The organism is Immundisolibacter cernigliae (assembly GCF_001697225.1).
Lineage (GTDB): Bacteria > Pseudomonadota > Gammaproteobacteria > Immundisolibacterales > Immundisolibacteraceae > Immundisolibacter > Immundisolibacter cernigliae.
Genome location: NZ_CP014671.1, coordinates 3,095,932 through 3,111,183 on the forward strand (window position 1 = coordinate 3,095,932; position 15,252 = coordinate 3,111,183).

Sequence of the window (15,252 nt, forward strand, 5' to 3'; positions counted from 1 at the left end):
CGGTGGTGCCCGTCCGCGCGCGCGGCAGCGCCGCACCGGGCGCGAACCGGATGGCTGGGCATCCTCAGGGCAGCATAGCCGACGGCGGCGCTGCGTTGCTGGCCACGGCGGGCGCGAGGTGAATGGGCCGCCCGGTTTCGTCCAGATCGCGCTCGATGCGGCGCGCCGCGGCACTTGCCAGTGCCTTCGACGGATACGGTCCGGCCAGCACCCGATGCTGCCCTTCACCGGGCACGCGCAGGGCCGGGATGGGCGGGCCCTGGTGGGTGAGCATGGCCACCAGCCGGCGGGCGTTGTTCTCGGACTTGAAACGACCCAGGTCCACGTACCACTCGCCCTGGCCGACCGGCGCCACGTGCGGCGTTGGCAATGGCGGCGCCGCCGGCAGGGCGGCCAGCCAGGCGTCCTGCGCCGGTGCGCTGGCTTCGATCGGCAGCGGATAGCCCGCGTGCCGGCCGGCATGCGCCTGCGCCAGGTCCAGGTCCACCAGCGCGCTGTCCTGCAGCCGATGGCGGGCGATGGCGGCCTCGATGGCGCGCGTCACGGCCGCCTCGCGGCGTGTGCCGGACATGGGTTTCACCGGCTCGTGCGCTTCCAGCAGCAGCCCGTCGGTGCCGACACCGGCCAGGTAGGGTTGGTCGACCACGGTCACCGGCGTGCCGACCGGCACCGCCTCGAACAGCGGCGCGATGTCTTCCGGGTACAGCTGCATGCAGCCGTGGCTGACGCGCATGCCGATGCCGGCCGGCTTGCTGGTGCCGTGGATCAGGATGCTGGACCAGCCCAGGCGCAGCGCATGGCTGCCGAGCGGATTGTCCGGCCCCGGCGGCACGACGGCCGGCAGCGGGTCGCCCTTGGCGGCGTGTTCGCGGCGGATCGAGGCCGGTACGGTCCAGGCCGGCGCGGCGTGCTTTTTGGCCACTTTGGTGCGGCCAAGCGGCGTCGCCCAGCCCTCGCGACCGATGCCGATCGGGTGGGTGACGACCCGCGCCGGCTCGCCGTCGTGCCGCGGCGGGTAGTAATACAGACGTCGCGCCGCTAGGTTGATCACGATGCCCTCGCGCGGCGCATCGGGCAGCACATGGGCGGTGGGCAGCAGCACGCGCTGGCCGCTGGCGGGCGTCCATGGATCGACGCCCGGGTTGGCCGCCAGAATCTCGTCGTAGCCCAGGTCGTAGGCGCGGGCGATGTCGAGCAGGGTTTCCTCGCCCTGTACGGTGGTGTGCCGCAGGCGGCCGACCACGTCGGTGTCGTCCTGAAGCTCGAAGCTGTTCAGCGCGAACGGTTCCGGCGGTGGCGGCGCGGGCGCAAGTTGCGGCCGCTCGCGGGCACCCCAGCCGGCGCAGCCGGACAGCGCGATCAGCAGCAGCGCCGCACCGGCCAGCCGCAGCAGATGGGCCGGGCGGGCGGTACGGTGCGTGTCGGTACGGTTCATCGCTTCCCCAGCAGCCGGTGCAGCACCGCTTCGTACACGGCCGCCAACTGCTCGATCTCGGCCACGGGCGTGCACTCGTCCACCTTGTGGATGCTGGCATTGCGCAGGCCAAGCTCGATCACCTCGGCGCCGGACGGTGCGATGAAGCGCCCGTCCGAGGTGCCGCCGCCGGTGGAAAGCGTCGGCAGGACGCCCAGTACCTCGCCAAGCGCCGCCTGCGTCGCCTCCAGCAGGCGCCCGCCGCGGGTGATGAACGGTTCGCCGCCCAGTGTCCAGTGCACATCGCAGCGGGCGCCGCCCCGGGCGACTATGCCCTCGAAGCGGGCCTTGAGCGCCGCCGCGCCGGGCTGCGGCGGGAAGCGGAAGTTGCAGTCGACGAGCAGCTCGCCGGGGATGACGTTACCGGCGCCGGTGCCGGCGTGGATGTTGGAAATCTGAAAGCTCACCGGCGGGAAGGCCGGATCATCACCACCCCAGTCCTCGCTGCACAGCGCGGCAAGCGTCGGCGCGAAGGCATGGATGGGATTGAGCGCCTTTTCCGGGTACGCCACGTGACCCTGCACGCCGTGCACGCGCAGGCGCGCCGACAGCGAGCCGCGCCGGCCGATGCGCAGCGTGTCGCCCAGGCGCTGGTCGCTGGACGGTTCGCCGATCAGGCAGCAGTCAATGGATTCGCCGCGCGCGGTCAGGGTTTCCATCACCCGCACGGTGCCGTCGACGGCGTCGCCTTCCTCGTCGCTGGTCAGCAGGAAACCGATCGAGCCTGCGGGCTGCGGGCAGGCCGCCAGGAAGCGCTCGCAGGCCACCACCATCGCCGCCAATGCGCCTTTCATGTCCGCAGCGCCGCGGCCGTACAGCTGGCCATCGCGGATTTCAGCCGCGAACGGGTCGCAGCACCAGGCGTCCGCATCGCCGACCGGCACCACGTCCGTGTGGCCGGCGAACACGAGCACAGGGCCATCGGTGCCCCGCCTCGCCCACAGATTGTCGACGGCGCCGAAACGCATCGGCTCCACATGAAAGCCCAGCGCCGCAAGCCTTTGCCCCAGCAGTGCCTGGCAGCCGCCATCCTGCGGCGTGATCGAGGGGCGGCGGATCAGCGCCTGGGCAAGTTCCAGCGCGGCGCTCATGCGCCTGCCTCAAGCAAGCCCACCCAGGTGTCCGGCACGAAGCCGACCGTGCTCGTGTCACCGATCCGGACCACCGGCCGACGGATCAGCGTCGGCTGCGCCAGCAGCAGGGGGACCAGCGCGTCCTCATCGGTGATCGCCTGCTGTGCGGGCGTGAGCGCCCGCCAGGTGGTGCCGCTGCGATTCACCAGCCGCGCGGCGCCCACTGCCGCCAGCCAGCAGCGCACGACATCGGCCTCCAGGCCATCGCTGCGCAGATCGTGAAACGGCATTTCGATGCCGCGCCCGGCGAACCAGGCGCGGGACTTCTTGACCGTGTCGCAGTTCTTGATGCCGTACAGGGTCATGCAGGATTCAGTCGCGCTGGCGGCCCGGGCCGTGATGGAACTCGTCGCGCCGGTTGGCGCTCGGGAAGGGCGTGGCCGGCACCGGCACACCCAGAAAACGACACAGCGGCTCCCAGCCCTGGGAAACGTCGTAGGTCAACAGGCGCCCGGCCGGCACGCTGCGCTGTACCTCGGCATTGTGAGCGGCGTAACGGCCCAGCACGTGGGCCTTGTCCAGCGGCCGGTTGTCGAAGGCGCGCTCGACGATGATGTCCTTGGCCATCACGCGCTGGCCGCGGGCGGCGTCGTCCTGCTGCGGCAGCGGTTGTTCCAGCGCCTTGAAGATGGTGTTGCTGATGCTGTCGTACCAGAACTCAGGGTCGCGCACGCTCAGGATGATCTTCGCGTTCGGGAAATCGTGCACCAGCTCGCGCCAGAAATGCACCGATGGCCAGTCCACCGTCGAGCGAAAGCCGCCCAGCAATTCGTCCCAGCCGACTGCCTCGCCGCGCGCCCGGGCTTGCCAGCGCGCCGCGTCGCCGGGGCGCTGGAACAGCTCCAGCATGTGGTGGCAGGGACCGAATCCGAGCTGCTCCAGCGCCAGCTTGAGGCTGGCGGTACCGGTGCGGCCCAGGCCAACGCCGATCACGTCCAGGCGCGCCGTCCCGCTCATGGCCGCTGCCTCCATTCGCGCAGCTCGATGGCATTGCCGTCCGGATCGTTGATCTCGGCGCGGATGAAGGCCGGGGTTTCCAGCGGGCCCCAACTTGGCGTGACGCCGTGGGCCGACAGTTTTGCCAGCGTCTGCAGCATGTCGCCGACCTCGAAGGCCATCAGCCGGTAGCCGATGCGCTCACCGGTCTGCGCCAGGGCCTGGGCGCCCGGCGCCCGTATCAGCTCCACGGCCGAGTCGCCGATCTTGATGTAGGCGATTTCGCTCACGCCGGGTACGTCAACGGCGTAACGCTGGGCCAGACTGCCCTCCAGGACGGTGGTGTAGAAGTCCAGACTGCGTTCGAAATCGCTGGGGATGAGTTCGACGTGGTCGAGTCGTTTCAGCATGCGGGGCTCCTCCGTCGCGGCTTCCACAGCGGCCGATTATGGCACCGCGGGAGGGGCGCCTCGGTTGTGCATTCGGCAAGGGGCGTGCGCGTGGCCCGTATTGCCGGTGCTTACGGGGTTTGCGCAGTGCAGCGCCCGTGCGCCGCCGCGAGGGTGTTCTCCAGCAACAGCGCGATGGTCATCGGCCCGACACCGCCGGGTACCGGAGTGATCCAGGCCGCGCGCTGGCGGGCGGCGTCGAAGTCGACGTCGCCGCGCAGGCTGCCGTCCGGCAGGCGGTTGATGCCGACGTCGATGACCGTCGCGCCGGGGGCAATCCAGTCGCCGGGGATCAGGCCCGGCTTGCCGACCGCAACCACCAGCAGCTGCGCGCGCTCGACATGCGCTTTCAGGTCCTGCGTGAAGCGGTGGCAGATGGTCACCGTGGCGCCGGCCAGCAGCAGTTCCAGGGCCACCGGCCGACCGACGATGTTGGAGGCGCCCACCACCACCGCGTCCTGACCGCGGACCGGGATCTCGTAATGTTCCAGCAGGCGCATGATGCCGCGCGGCGTGCACGGCCGCAGGCCCGGCAGGCGCTGCGCCAGCCGACCGATGTTGTAGGGGTGAAAGCCGTCCACGTCCTTGGCCGGATCGATCCGCTCCAGCACCACTTCCGGCTGGATGTGATCCGGCAGGGGCAGTTGCAGCAGGATGCCGTCCACCGCCGGGTCGGCGTTCAGCCGGTCAATCAGAATCAGCAGATCCGCTTCGCGGGTGTCGGCCGGCAGGTCGTGGGCGAAGGACGCCATGCCGATTTCCTCGCATGCGCGCCGCTTGTTGCGCACATAGACGTGCGAGGCGGCATCGCTGCCGACCAGCAGCACGGCCAGGCCCGGCGGGCGTCCGTGCCGGGCGGTGAAAGCCGCGGTGCGGGCAGCCAGCGCCGTGCGCAGCGCGGCCGCCACGCCTTTGCCGTCGATGATGCGGGCTGGCATGTGGGTGTTTGGTCAGGTGGCGGGGCGCGCAATGATCGCACGCGGCCAGAAAGGCGGCCAAGGCACGGCTTGTTCGGCCCGAGCAATCAGGACTAAAATGGTCCACAACTTCATGTCGACCCGACGTCCTCCACGAGCCCAGCCCGCATGCTGCGCGTAAGCAAACTGACCGACTACGCCACGGTAGTGATGGGTCACCTGGCCGCCACGGCGGATCAGGTGCACTCGGCCTCCGAAGTGGCGCAGGCCACGGGCATTGCCCTGCCGACCACCAGCAAGGTGCTCAAGGCGCTGGTGCGGGCGGGATTGCTGCGTTCGGCGCGCGGGCAGGGCGGTGGCTACATCCTGGCGCGCCCGGCGGCGCAGATTTCGGTGGCGCAGATCGTGCGCAGCTTCGAGGGGCCGGTGGGCCTGACCGAGTGCGGCAGCAGCGAGGGGCTGTGCGTGCAGGAATCGGTGTGCTCCATCCGCGGCAACTGGCAGCGCATCAACCAGCTGGTACTGGCGGCGCTGGAGGCCATGACGCTGGCCGACATGATCCGCCCGGCGCCAACACCGATCCGCCCGCTGGCGCGACCGTCGGCGCAACCGGGCCTGATTCGAGCGGGGACTCCGTAGATGAACACCACGACCGACATTGGCCATTTTCTGGAACGCGACTACAGCGCGGGTTTCGTGTCGAACATCGACGCCGACACGCTGCCGCCGGGTCTGAACGAGGACGTGATTCGCCTGATCTCGGCCAAGAAGGGCGAGCCGGAATTCATGCTTGCCTGGCGCCTGGAGGCGTATCGCCACTGGCTCAGGATGACGCCGCCCGAGTGGGCGCATGTGCATTACCCGGCGGTGGACTTTCAGGACATCGTCTATTACTCGGCGCCCAAGTCGCAGGCGGACGGCCCCAGGAGCCTGGACGAAGTCGATCCGGAGCTGCTGGCCACGTTCGAGAAGCTGGGTATCCCGCTGCACGAACGGGCCGCGCTGGCCGGCGTGGCGGCCGAGGCCGGGCCCGGCGTGGCCGTGGATGCTGTGTTCGACAGCGTGTCGGTCGGTACCACGTTCAAGAAAAAGCTGGCCGAGCATGGCGTGATCTTCTGCTCGTTCTCGGAGGCCGTGCAGGACCACCCGGAACTGGTGAAGAAGTACCTGGGCAGCGTGGTGCCGTCGGCCGACAACTTCTACGCGGCGCTCAATGCCGCCGTGTTCACGGACGGCTCGTTCGTGTACATCCCGCCGGGCGTGCGCTGCCCGATGGAGCTGTCCACCTATTTCCGCATCAACGCCGCCAAGACCGGCCAGTTCGAGCGCACGCTGATCGTGGCCGACGTCGGCAGCCACGTGTCGTACCTGGAAGGCTGCACGGCGCCGATGCGCGACGAGAACCAGCTGCATGCCGCGGTGGTGGAGCTGGTGGCCCTGGATGACGCGCAGATCAAGTACTCGACCGTGCAGAACTGGTACCCCGGCGACGCCCAGGGCCGCGGCGGCATCTACAACTTCGTCACCAAGCGCGGCGACTGCCGCGGCCGCAACGCCAAGATTTCCTGGACGCAGGTCGAGACCGGCTCGGCCATCACCTGGAAATATCCGTCCTGCGTGCTGACCGGCGACAACTCGGTGGGCGAGTTCTATTCGGTGGCGCTGACCAACAATTATCAGCAGGCCGACACCGGCACCAAAATGATCCATGTTGGCAAGAACACGCGCAGCACCATTATTTCCAAAGGCATTTCCGCCGGCCGCGGCAGCAATGCCTACCGCGGCCTGGTCAAGGTGCTGCGCGGCGCCCAGGGCGCCCGCAACTACACGCAGTGCGACTCGCTGCTGATCGGCAGCCGCTGCGGCGCGCACACCTTTCCGTACATCGAGGTGCAGGAGCCGACCGCCACGGTCGAGCACGAGGCCACCACCTCCAGGATCGGCGAGGATCAGCTGTTCTACTGCCGCCAGCGGGGCATCGGCGAGGAGGATGCGGTGTCGATGATCGTCAACGGCTTCTGCAAGGAGGTCTTCAAGGAACTGCCGATGGAATTCGCCGTCGAGGTACAGCGCCTGCTGGGCGTGAGTCTGGAAGGCAGCGTCGGTTAAACGGAATCAGTCAGGGCACGTCATGCCAGTCATGCTTGAAATCAAGGGGTTGCGCGTCGCAGTGGATGGAAAGGAAATCCTGCGCGGCCTGGACCTGTCCATCGATGCCGGCGAGGTGCATGCCGTCATGGGCCCGAACGGCTCGGGCAAGAGCACGCTTGCCAACGTCATCGCCGGGCGCGACGGCTACCAGGTGCTGGGCGGCAGCGTGAGCTACCGCGGCCAGGACCTGTTGGCGCTGGCGCCGGAGGACCGCGCCCGCGCCGGCGTGTTCCTGGGCTTCCAGTACCCGGTCGAGATTCCAGGCCTGTCGACGGCGGTGTTCCTGCGCGCGGCGGTCAACGCCCGGCGCAAGCACCGCGGCGAGGAAGAACTCGACGCCATGGACTTTCTGGTCATGGTCAAGGGCCGCATGAAGGAGCTGGGCATCCGCGAGGACTTCCTGCAGCGGGCCATCAACGAGGGTTTCTCCGGCGGCGAGAAAAAGCGCGCCGAGATTTTCCAGATGGCGCTGCTGGAACCGGAACTGGTGCTGCTGGACGAGATCGACTCGGGCCTCGACATCGACGCGCTCAGGGTGGTGTCAGACGGCATCAACCGCCTGCGCGCCCCGGACCGCGCCATGCTGCTGGTGACGCACTACCGGCGGCTGCTCGACTACGTGCCGCCGGACCGTATCCACGTGCTGTCGGAGGGCCTGATCGTGCGCTCCGGCGGCCCGGAGCTGGCCGGTGAGCTGGAGGAAAGCGGTTACGGCTGGCTGCGTGCGGAGGCGGCCTCCGCATGAGCGCGCTGGCGCACTGGCAGGCGCAGTACGCGCAGCGCAGCGGCGGCGCCGAGCCGGCCTGGCTGCAGGAGCTGCGTGACGTAGCCTGGAGCGGTTTTTCGGCACGTGGCCTGCCCGGCCGGCGCGACGAGGACTGGAAGTACACGCGCCTCTCGGCACTGGAACGCTTCGCGCCCAAGGCGCCGCTGGCGCTGACTGATCTGCCGGTGATCGCGCCCACGGACGGCGCGCTGCTGGTGTTCGCCGGCGGGCGGCTGGTGCCGCAGTGGTCGCGCCTGCCGGCAGCGCCCGGCGTTGAAGTATCGAATCTGGCCGCGGCGCTGGCCGCCGACGGCGATGCCCTGCGCTCGCGGCTGCGACTGGAAGACCCGGAACGCCCCTTCGCCGCCCTCAACCAGGCGCTGTTCGAGGACGGCCTGTGGCTGCGTCTGGCGCCCGGTGCGCGTCTTGCCGAGCCCCTGCACGTGGTGCACGTGGGGGGGTGGCGCAGTCATCCGCGCACCTGCGCCTGCTGATCGAACTGGGCGAGCACAGCGAGGCGCTGGTGGTGGAACACTACCTGGGTGCCGGTACGGATGCCTACCACGTCAACGTACTGGCGCAGGCCACGCTGGCGCCGGGCGCGCGCCTGCGGCATGTGAAGCTGCTCACCGAAGGGCCGGCGGCGATTCATATCGGCGATTTTCGGGTGCGCGTGGGCCGCGATGCGCGCTTCGAGTCGCACGCGCTGGCGGCCGGCGGCGGCCTTGTTCGGCAGGACATCGACGTCAAACTGGACGAAGCGGGCGGCGAATGCAGCCTGCGCGGCCTGTACACAGCGGGCACCAGCGAGCACGTGGACTTCCACACCCGCATCGAGCACATCGCCCCGCACTGCCGCAGCGAGGAGACCTACAAGGGCCTGATCGGCGGCACCGGCCGGGCGGTGTTCAACGGCCGCGTGCACGTGCACCCGGGCGCCGACAAGACCGACTCGGCCATGACCTGCGCCAACCTGCTGCTGTCGAATCGCGCCGAGGTGGACGCCAAGCCGGAACTCGAAATCTACGCCGACGACGTCAAGTGCAGCCACGGCGCCACCGTCGGCCAGCTCGACGAGGCGCAGGTGTTCTATCTTCGGTCCCGCGGCATAGCCGAAGCGGCCGCCCGCGAATTGCTGATGACGGCTTTCGCCCGCGACGCGCTCGGCGACCTGGACGTACGCCTGCAGGATGCGGTCGCCGCCTTGATCGACGCCCGCCTGCCCCAGCTCTGACCGGTTTCGAATCATGACCATCGCAACTTACAGCGCCCACCAGCAAGACTTTCCGGCCGCCCGCTGGCGGGCCGAATTCCCGCTGCTGCAGCGCAGCGTGCGCGGCCAGCCGCTGGCGTATCTGGACAACGCCGCCACCACGCAAAAGCCGCAGGCGGTCATCGACGCCGAGGCGCGTTACTACCGCGAGATCAACGCCAACATCCACCGCGGCGTGCACTGGCTGTCCGAGCAGGCCACCGCTGCCCACGAGGGTGCGCGCGAGCGCGTGCGGCGCTTCCTGAATGCCCGCGAGGCGGCCGAGATCATCTTCGTGCGCGGCACCACCGAGGCCATCAACCTGGTGGCGCAAAGCTACGGCCGGGCCAATCTTGGCCCCGGCGACGAGGTGCTGATCACCGGCCTCGAGCACCACTCCAACATCGTGCCCTGGCAGATGGTGTGCGCCCAGACCGGCGCCACGCTCAAGGTGGCGACGCTCGACGACACCGGCAGCGTGCGCATGGACGAGTTTCGCCGGCTGCTGGGTGCGCGCACCCGGCTGGTGGCCGTGGCGCATGTGTCCAATGCGCTCGGCACCGTCAACCCGGTGCGCGAGATGATCGATCTTGCCCACGCGCAGGGCGTACCGGTACTGGTGGACGGCGCGCAGGCGGTGGCTCACACGCCGGTCGACGTGCAGGCGCTGGACTGCGATTTCTATGCCTTCTCCGGTCACAAGCTGTACGCGCCAACCGGCATCGGCGCGCTGTACGGCCGTCGCGCGCTGCTCGACGCAATGCCGCCCTGGCAGGGCGGCGGCGACATGATCCGCACCGTCAGCTTCGAAGGCAGCACCTGGAACGACCTGCCGTACAAGTTCGAGGCCGGCACGCCGCACATTGCCGGCGCCATCGGCCTGGGTGCCGCCATCGAGTATCTGGGCGAGGTCGGTCTGGAGGCGGTGGCCGCCTACGAGCACGAGCTGCTCATCTACGGTACGGCGCTGTTGCAGGAGATTCCCGGCCTGCGGATGATCGGCACGGCCGCGCACAAGGCCGGCATCCTGTCGTTCGTGATCGACGGCCTGCATGCCCACGACATCGGCACCGTGCTGGACACCGAGGGCGTTGCCATCCGCGCCGGCCATCACTGCGCCATGCCGGTGATGGAGCATTTCGGCGTCCCGGCCACGGCGCGCGCGTCGCTGGCTTTCTACAACACCCGCGAGGACCTGGACCGGCTGGCGCAGGCCCTGCGCCGGGCCGTGGAGATGTTTGTCCGATGAGCAGCTTGCGCGACCTGTATCAGGAACTGATCGTCGATCACAACAAGAACCCGCGTAACTACGGCGTTCTGGTCGATGCCAACCGGCAGGCCCACGGCTACAACCCGCTGTGCGGCGACAAGATTACCGTCTACCTGCACCTGGACGGCGACCGCATCACGGACGTGCGCTTCGAGGGCGCCGGCTGCGCCATTTCGACCGCCTCGGCGTCCCTGATGACGCAGGCCATCAAGGGCAAGACCGTGCCCGAGGCCGAAGCCATGTTCCAGGACTTTCACGCCATGGTCACCGGCGAGGACCCGCGCGAGGAGACCGCCGACAAGCTCGGCAAGCTGGCCGTGCTGGCCGGCGTGCGCGAGTTCCCGTCGCGCGTGAAATGCGCCACGCTGGCCTGGCACACCCTGCACAACGCCGCCCACGGCGACGCCACGCCGGCCAGGACCGAATGATCGCCGCGTCCATCCCCCACCCGAGAATCCTGCCGTGACCGAACGCGAAACCGTCGTCCTGAGCCGAGACTGCAAGGCCCTGTTCGTGCCGCTGGGCATCCAGGTGAACGCGAAGAAGGGCACCGAGGTCACGCTCCTGCAGCAACTGGGCGGCAGCTACACGGTGCTGCTGGAAGGTCAGATGGCGCGCATCGACGCCAAGGATGCGGATGCGCTCGGCAAGACGCGGGTGCCGCTGCCGGCCGAGAACTTTCACGGCGCCGTGTCGCAACAGGCGGTCGAGGATCTGGTCTGGCAGCACCTTCGCACCTGCTACGACCCGGAGATTCCGGTTGATATCGTGGAACTGGGCCTCATCTACGGGTGCGATGTCGAGTCGATCGGCAAGGACCGCTACCGGGTCGAGGTCAAGATGACCCTGACCGCGCCCGGCTGCGGCATGGGTGATGTGATCGCCGAGGACGTGAAGGAAAAACTGCTGGTCATTCCGGGCGTCGCCGATGCTGCCGTGGAAGTGGTGCTCGACCCGCCGTGGACCGCCGACATGATGAGCGAGGCCGCCCGTCTGCAAACCGGCATGATGTGAGGAACTGAGCGCATGAACATTCGACTGACCGAAGCGGCCGCCAAACGGGTAGCGCACATCCTGGCCGGCCAGCAGCCGCCGATGCTGCGCCTTGGCGTGCGCAAGAGCGGCTGCTCGGGCTATGCCTACGTGGTGGAGCCGGCGCAGCAGATCAACGACGACGACTTGCAGTTCGACGACCAGGGCGTGCGCCTGGTGGTGTCCCGCGACAGCCTGCCGATCCTGGACGGCATGGAACTGGACTACCGCAAGGAGGGCCTCAACGAGGCCTTCAAGTTCAACAACCCCAACGTCAAGGACAGCTGCGGCTGCGGCGAGAGCTTCAGCGTCTGAGGGGTCTGGAAAAACTGGCCTGCGGGTTTCGGCTCTGATACGGGATTGACGCAGGCCCGATTAGTTCAGCAGGGGCTATTCTTATTTTTTGGATTCAACCTGAAAAGCCGTCGTCCGTCGCCCATTACATCCCGGCCAAATATGTCAAAAACGTCTCAATCCGGGCCGCGCCAAGGCCACGCGGGTGCCGCCTGCCGTGGAACAGCACGAATCGCCGCACCCAATCGACATACGCATCCTGGGTGCGGGCGCTGTAGTGCAACCGCCGGATGCGGGCACGCACCTCGTCCAGCAGCTTCGGTTTAGGTACCCCGCCGGAGGTGTAATCGCCAAATGTTTTGGGATGTATTGCCATGGTTGACACCATGGCCAAGCGCGCAGTAGCCTTGCCCGATGGAATATTAGGCACCCCGGAGGCGCAAAACAAAACGCCTTTTGGGGTGCTCATTTATAGTTAGGTTTCATCTGACATGCGCCGCATCTTTCATCAGTCACTGACCGTAATGAAGAACGCATTCCGTCGACTGGAAGGCCAAGTTCCGCCTCCACAAGCGGTTCCATGGCGCGACAGTTTTGTTTTTCGGCACAAGGAGGAATTGATTGAGCAAGCGTTACTCCAGAAGGTCGCTCGATCAATAAGCGCTCTACACGCAATTGACGTACTGCTACTGCATGGGTTTCTCCAAGAACAGGCAGTCCTACAACGCACCCTCGACGAAATTCGTGAGGACATTTTCTTCCTGGCCGCGGCAATCACGAACGATCGAGTGACAGATCGACATCGTCAATTTCTTGAAGAGTTCTTTGCCGAAGAGTTCCCCGACACCAATAACCTGGCGGCCCGTCACAAGAAACCAAACATGGTCCCGCGAAAGAAGATCCGCGCCTATGTAAATCGCGTCCTTTCAACTGACCCTAAGGAAACGCTGATTTATTCCCTCCCGTTGGAGGCATGAGACCTTGGTCCTGAGACAATGTGACCTGGTCCGCAGCGGTGGTGAGCAGACGTCATGCAAACGAGCTTTTCCGACCTCGAGTACGCCGGCAAGAAGAAGCAGACGCGCCGCGAGCGCTTCCTGGCGCAGCTGCAGGCGGTGACGCCGTGGGCGCAGCTGGAGGCGGCGCTGGCGCCGTTCTACCCGGCCGGCAAGGGCCCGGGCCGCCCGCCGCTGGGGCTGTCGCGCATGCTGCGCATGTACGTGGCGCAGCAGTGCTTTGGGCTGTCGGACGAGGGCATCGAGGACGCCGTGTACGACAGCCACGCCATCCGCTGCTTCATCGGCATCGACCTGGCCCGCGAGGCGGCGCCGGATGCGACCACGCTGCTGAAGTTCCGCCGCCTGCTGGAAGATCAGGGTCTGAGCCGGGTGATCTTCGAGACGATTCGCGATCACCTGGCCCGCCAGGGCCTGCTGCTGCGTGAGGGCACCCTCGTGGATGCGACGCTGATCGCCGCCCCGCCGTCGACCAAGAACCGCGACCGGGCGCGCGATCCGGACATGCATCAGGCCAAGAAGGGGAACCAGTGGCACTTTGGCATGAAGGCGCACATCGGGGTCGACCTGGACTCGGGGCTGGTGCACACGGTGCTGACCACGCCGGCCAACGTCAACGACGTGACCCAGGCGCACGCCCTGCTGCACGGGCAGGAAACGGACGCGCTGGGCGATGCCGGCTACCAGGGCGTAGCCAAGCGCCCGGAGAATCGGGACACGCCGGTCACCTGGCACGTGGCGCTGCGCCCGGGCGTGCGCCGGGCCCTGCCCGATGACGCGCTGGGCCGCCTGCAGGAACGGATCGAACAGGTCAAGGCGAGCCTGCGGGCCAAGGTCGAGCATCCGTTTCACATCATCAAGAACCTGTTCAAGCACCGCAAGGCGCGTTACCGGGGGCTGGCCAAGAACCAGGCGCAGCTGTTCACGCTGTTCGGCCTGGCCAACGTGGTGATTGCCGGCTGGCGCCTTCGGGCGCGGCACACCCTCCGTGCGTCCTGAGGGAGCCCAAAACCGGAATATCCGGCCAGAACACGCACATTGGCCCGATCCACACCCGAAAACGGGCCGTTTTTCCCCAGGGGCGGTCACGCGTCAGCGCCGTCATGTCCATAGCGCTGGTTTCGGGGGATTGATCAGCGTTTCCCTAAGGAAACGCTGATTTATTCCCTCCCGTTGGAGGCATGAGACCTTGGTCCTGAGACAATGTGACCTGGTCCGCAGCGGTGGTGAGCAGACGTCATGCAAACGAGCTTTTCCGACCTCGAGTACGCCGGCAAGAAGAAGCAGACGCGCCGCGAGCGCTTCCTGGCGCAGCTGCAGGCGGTGACGCCGTGGGCGCAGCTGGAGGCGGCGCTGGCGCCGTTCTACCCGGCCGGCAAGGGCCCGGGCCGCCCGCCGCTGGGGCTGTCGCGCATGCTGCGCATGTACGTGGCGCAGCAGTGCTTTGGGCTGTCGGACGAGGGCATCGAGGACGCCGTGTACGACAGCCACGCCATCCGCTGCTTCATCGGCATCGACCTGGCCCGCGAGGCGGCGCCGGATGCGACCACGCTGCTGAAGTTCCGCCGCCTGCTGGAAGATCAGGGTCTGAGCCGGGTGATCTTCGAGACGATTCGCGATCACCTGGCCCGCCAGGGCCTGCTGCTGCGTGAGGGCACCCTCGTGGATGCGACGCTGATCGCCGCCCCGCCGTCGACCAAGAACCGCGACCGGGCGCGCGATCCGGACATGCATCAGGCCAAGAAGGGGAACCAGTGGCACTTTGGCATGAAGGCGCACATCGGGGTCGACCTGGACTCGGGGCTGGTGCACACGGTGCTGACCACGCCGGCCAACGTCAACGACGTGACCCAGGCGCACGCCCTGCTGCACGGGCAGGAAACGGACGCGCTGGGCGATGCCGGCTACCAGGGCGTAGCCAAGCGCCCGGAGAATCGGGACACGCCGGTCACCTGGCACGTGGCGCTGCGCCCGGGCGTGCGCCGGGCCCTGCCCGATGACGCGCTGGGCCGCCTGCAGGAACGGATCGAACAGGTCAAGGCGAGCCTGCGGGCCAAGGTCGAGCATCCGTTTCACATCATCAAGAACCTGTTCAAGCACCGCAAGGCGCGTTACCGGGGGCTGGCCAAGAACCAGGCGCAGCTGTTCACGCTGTTCGGCCTGGCCAACGTGGTGATTGCCGGCTGGCGCCTTCGGGCGCGGCACACCCTCCGTGCGTCCTGAGGGAGCCCAAAACCGGAATATCCGGCCAGAACACGCACATTGGCCCGATCCACACCCGAAAACGGGCCGTTTTTCCCCAGGGGCGGTCACGCGTCAGCGCCGTCATGTCCATAGCGCTGGTTTCGGGGGATTGATCAGCGTTTCCCTAAGTTCGAGAAGGCCACCGGTGTAAACAGCGGAAGCGAGGGCAAATGAAACCTAACCCTGCGTGCGAGGCGACCTGCGCAATAAGCCGCGCAGGCGCCTCAACTCCACGTTAGGCGTTCAACACATCCTGCGCCTGGCATATTCATTTACATAGCCCGCGTAGGGCGGAATAGCGCAGCGTATTCCGCCTTC

At 67.6% G+C, this 15,252-nt stretch carries 19 protein-coding genes; 12 read left to right on the forward strand and 7 right to left on the reverse strand.

Annotated features, from left to right (window positions below; translation table 11 throughout):
- Positions 1–64: 64 nt before the first annotated feature.
- From PG2T_RS14525 to folD, 6 genes are all read right to left on the reverse strand, one after another.
- Positions 65–1,435, reverse strand: coding sequence for a L,D-transpeptidase family protein (locus PG2T_RS14525; RefSeq protein WP_083214976.1), 1,371 nt, complete (start codon positions 1,433–1,435; stop codon positions 65–67).
- A complete protein-coding gene (dapE, locus tag PG2T_RS14530) occupies positions 1,432–2,565 on the reverse strand; it encodes a succinyl-diaminopimelate desuccinylase (RefSeq protein WP_068807105.1) in 1,134 nt (377 codons plus the stop codon). Before dapE ends, PG2T_RS14525 begins: the two co-directional genes overlap by 4 nt.
- A complete protein-coding gene (locus PG2T_RS14535; protein WP_068807108.1) occupies positions 2,562–2,912 on the reverse strand; it encodes a Spx/MgsR family RNA polymerase-binding regulatory protein in 351 nt (116 codons plus the stop codon). Before PG2T_RS14535 ends, dapE begins: the two co-directional genes overlap by 4 nt.
- 7 nt (positions 2,913–2,919) lie before the next feature.
- Positions 2,920–3,564 (reverse strand): sulfotransferase family protein, encoded by a 645-nt coding sequence (locus PG2T_RS14540; RefSeq protein WP_068807111.1) that lies wholly within the window; start codon positions 3,562–3,564, stop codon positions 2,920–2,922.
- On the reverse strand, positions 3,561–3,953 hold the full coding sequence (locus PG2T_RS14545; RefSeq protein WP_068807114.1) for a VOC family protein: 393 nt from the start codon (positions 3,951–3,953) through the stop codon (positions 3,561–3,563). The genes PG2T_RS14540 and PG2T_RS14545 overlap by 4 nt, the downstream gene beginning before the upstream one ends.
- Before the next feature lie 110 nt (positions 3,954–4,063).
- Positions 4,064–4,930, reverse strand: a complete 867-nt coding sequence (folD, locus tag PG2T_RS14550; protein WP_068807117.1) for a bifunctional methylenetetrahydrofolate dehydrogenase/methenyltetrahydrofolate cyclohydrolase FolD — start codon at positions 4,928–4,930, stop codon at positions 4,064–4,066.
- A 147-nt stretch (positions 4,931–5,077) separates the two neighbouring features.
- On the opposite strand from folD, the gene PG2T_RS14555 reads away from it, so the two are divergent.
- Genes PG2T_RS14555 through PG2T_RS14590 form a run of 9 tightly spaced genes read left to right on the forward strand, consistent with a single transcriptional unit; the run spans position 5,078 to position 11,695 of the window.
- Positions 5,078–5,548, forward strand: a complete 471-nt coding sequence (locus tag PG2T_RS14555) for an SUF system Fe-S cluster assembly regulator (RefSeq protein WP_068807120.1) — start codon at positions 5,078–5,080, stop codon at positions 5,546–5,548.
- Positions 5,549–7,018, forward strand: a complete 1,470-nt coding sequence (sufB, locus tag PG2T_RS14560; protein ID WP_068807123.1) for a Fe-S cluster assembly protein SufB — start codon at positions 5,549–5,551, stop codon at positions 7,016–7,018.
- 31 nt (positions 7,019–7,049) lie between these two features.
- On the forward strand, positions 7,050–7,805 hold the full coding sequence (sufC, locus tag PG2T_RS14565) for a Fe-S cluster assembly ATPase SufC (RefSeq protein ID WP_068807126.1): 756 nt from the start codon (positions 7,050–7,052) through the stop codon (positions 7,803–7,805).
- Positions 7,802–8,320, forward strand: coding sequence for a SufD family Fe-S cluster assembly protein (locus PG2T_RS16305; protein WP_158513217.1), 519 nt, complete (start codon positions 7,802–7,804; stop codon positions 8,318–8,320). The genes sufC and PG2T_RS16305 overlap by 4 nt, the downstream gene beginning before the upstream one ends.
- Positions 8,287–9,060 carry a Fe-S cluster assembly protein SufD gene (sufD, locus tag PG2T_RS14570; protein ID WP_158513218.1) on the forward strand — a complete coding sequence of 258 codons (774 nt, stop codon included), beginning with the start codon at positions 8,287–8,289 and terminating at the stop codon, positions 9,058–9,060. The genes PG2T_RS16305 and sufD overlap by 34 nt, the downstream gene beginning before the upstream one ends.
- Positions 9,061–9,073: 13 nt before the next feature.
- Positions 9,074–10,327, forward strand: a complete 1,254-nt coding sequence (locus PG2T_RS14575) for a cysteine desulfurase (RefSeq protein ID WP_068807129.1) — start codon at positions 9,074–9,076, stop codon at positions 10,325–10,327.
- On the forward strand, positions 10,324–10,776 hold the full coding sequence (sufU, locus tag PG2T_RS14580) for a Fe-S cluster assembly sulfur transfer protein SufU (RefSeq protein WP_068807132.1): 453 nt from the start codon (positions 10,324–10,326) through the stop codon (positions 10,774–10,776). Before PG2T_RS14575 ends, sufU begins: the two co-directional genes overlap by 4 nt.
- 34 nt (positions 10,777–10,810) lie before the next feature.
- Positions 10,811–11,362, forward strand: coding sequence for a putative Fe-S cluster assembly protein SufT (gene sufT / locus PG2T_RS14585; protein ID WP_068807135.1), 552 nt, complete (start codon positions 10,811–10,813; stop codon positions 11,360–11,362).
- A 12-nt stretch (positions 11,363–11,374) separates the two neighbouring features.
- The gene (locus tag PG2T_RS14590) at positions 11,375–11,695 is read left to right on the forward strand and encodes a HesB/IscA family protein (RefSeq protein WP_068807138.1); all 321 of its coding nucleotides are present in this window, start codon (positions 11,375–11,377) and stop codon (positions 11,693–11,695) included.
- A 124-nt stretch (positions 11,696–11,819) separates the two neighbouring features.
- On the opposite strand, the gene PG2T_RS14595 is transcribed toward PG2T_RS14590, so the two are convergent.
- A complete protein-coding gene (locus tag PG2T_RS14595) occupies positions 11,820–12,143 on the reverse strand; it encodes a phage integrase N-terminal SAM-like domain-containing protein (protein ID WP_418268525.1) in 324 nt (107 codons plus the stop codon).
- A 22-nt stretch (positions 12,144–12,165) separates the two neighbouring features.
- On the opposite strand from PG2T_RS14595, the gene PG2T_RS16160 reads away from it, so the two are divergent.
- The 3 genes from PG2T_RS16160 to PG2T_RS14605 all read left to right on the forward strand — a co-directional run bounded on the left by PG2T_RS16160 (position 12,166) and on the right by PG2T_RS14605 (position 14,913).
- The gene (locus PG2T_RS16160) at positions 12,166–12,651 is read left to right on the forward strand and encodes a hypothetical protein (protein ID WP_145931110.1); all 486 of its coding nucleotides are present in this window, start codon (positions 12,166–12,168) and stop codon (positions 12,649–12,651) included.
- 54 nt (positions 12,652–12,705) lie between these two features.
- Entirely contained in the window at positions 12,706–13,689 is a 984-nt protein-coding gene (locus PG2T_RS14600; RefSeq protein WP_068802296.1) for an IS5 family transposase, read from the forward strand.
- 240 nt (positions 13,690–13,929) lie between these two features.
- A complete protein-coding gene (locus tag PG2T_RS14605) occupies positions 13,930–14,913 on the forward strand; it encodes an IS5 family transposase (RefSeq protein ID WP_068802296.1) in 984 nt (327 codons plus the stop codon).
- The last annotated feature ends 339 nt before the right edge of the window (positions 14,914–15,252 follow it).

What these genes read in the sequence shown, in the direction of transcription:
- PG2T_RS14575 (WP_068807129.1), top strand. Translation starts at nt 9,074, where the DNA reads ATGACCATCGCAACTTACAGCGCCCACCAGCAAGACTTTCCGGCCGCC.
- PG2T_RS16160 (WP_145931110.1), top strand. Translation starts at nt 12,166, where the DNA reads ATGCGCCGCATCTTTCATCAGTCACTGACCGTAATGAAGAACGCATTC.
- sufB (WP_068807123.1), top strand. Translation starts at nt 5,549, where the DNA reads ATGAACACCACGACCGACATTGGCCATTTTCTGGAACGCGACTACAGC.
- PG2T_RS14535 (WP_068807108.1), bottom strand. Translation starts at nt 2,912, where the DNA reads ATGACCCTGTACGGCATCAAGAACTGCGACACGGTCAAGAAGTCCCGC.
- PG2T_RS14555 (WP_068807120.1), top strand. Translation starts at nt 5,078, where the DNA reads ATGCTGCGCGTAAGCAAACTGACCGACTACGCCACGGTAGTGATGGGT.
- dapE (WP_068807105.1), bottom strand. Translation starts at nt 2,565, where the DNA reads ATGAGCGCCGCGCTGGAACTTGCCCAGGCGCTGATCCGCCGCCCCTCG.
- PG2T_RS14590 (WP_068807138.1), top strand. Translation starts at nt 11,375, where the DNA reads ATGAACATTCGACTGACCGAAGCGGCCGCCAAACGGGTAGCGCACATC.
- PG2T_RS14600 (WP_068802296.1), top strand. Translation starts at nt 12,706, where the DNA reads ATGCAAACGAGCTTTTCCGACCTCGAGTACGCCGGCAAGAAGAAGCAG.
- PG2T_RS14525 (WP_083214976.1), bottom strand. Translation starts at nt 1,435, where the DNA reads ATGAACCGTACCGACACGCACCGTACCGCCCGCCCGGCCCATCTGCTG.
- PG2T_RS16305 (WP_158513217.1), top strand. Translation starts at nt 7,802, where the DNA reads ATGAGCGCGCTGGCGCACTGGCAGGCGCAGTACGCGCAGCGCAGCGGC.
- sufC (WP_068807126.1), top strand. Translation starts at nt 7,050, where the DNA reads ATGCTTGAAATCAAGGGGTTGCGCGTCGCAGTGGATGGAAAGGAAATC.
- folD (WP_068807117.1), bottom strand. Translation starts at nt 4,930, where the DNA reads ATGCCAGCCCGCATCATCGACGGCAAAGGCGTGGCGGCCGCGCTGCGC.
- PG2T_RS14540 (WP_068807111.1), bottom strand. Translation starts at nt 3,564, where the DNA reads ATGAGCGGGACGGCGCGCCTGGACGTGATCGGCGTTGGCCTGGGCCGC.
- sufU (WP_068807132.1), top strand. Translation starts at nt 10,324, where the DNA reads ATGAGCAGCTTGCGCGACCTGTATCAGGAACTGATCGTCGATCACAAC.
- PG2T_RS14595 (WP_418268525.1), bottom strand. Translation starts at nt 12,143, where the DNA reads ATGAGCACCCCAAAAGGCGTTTTGTTTTGCGCCTCCGGGGTGCCTAAT.
- PG2T_RS14605 (WP_068802296.1), top strand. Translation starts at nt 13,930, where the DNA reads ATGCAAACGAGCTTTTCCGACCTCGAGTACGCCGGCAAGAAGAAGCAG.
- PG2T_RS14545 (WP_068807114.1), bottom strand. Translation starts at nt 3,953, where the DNA reads ATGCTGAAACGACTCGACCACGTCGAACTCATCCCCAGCGATTTCGAA.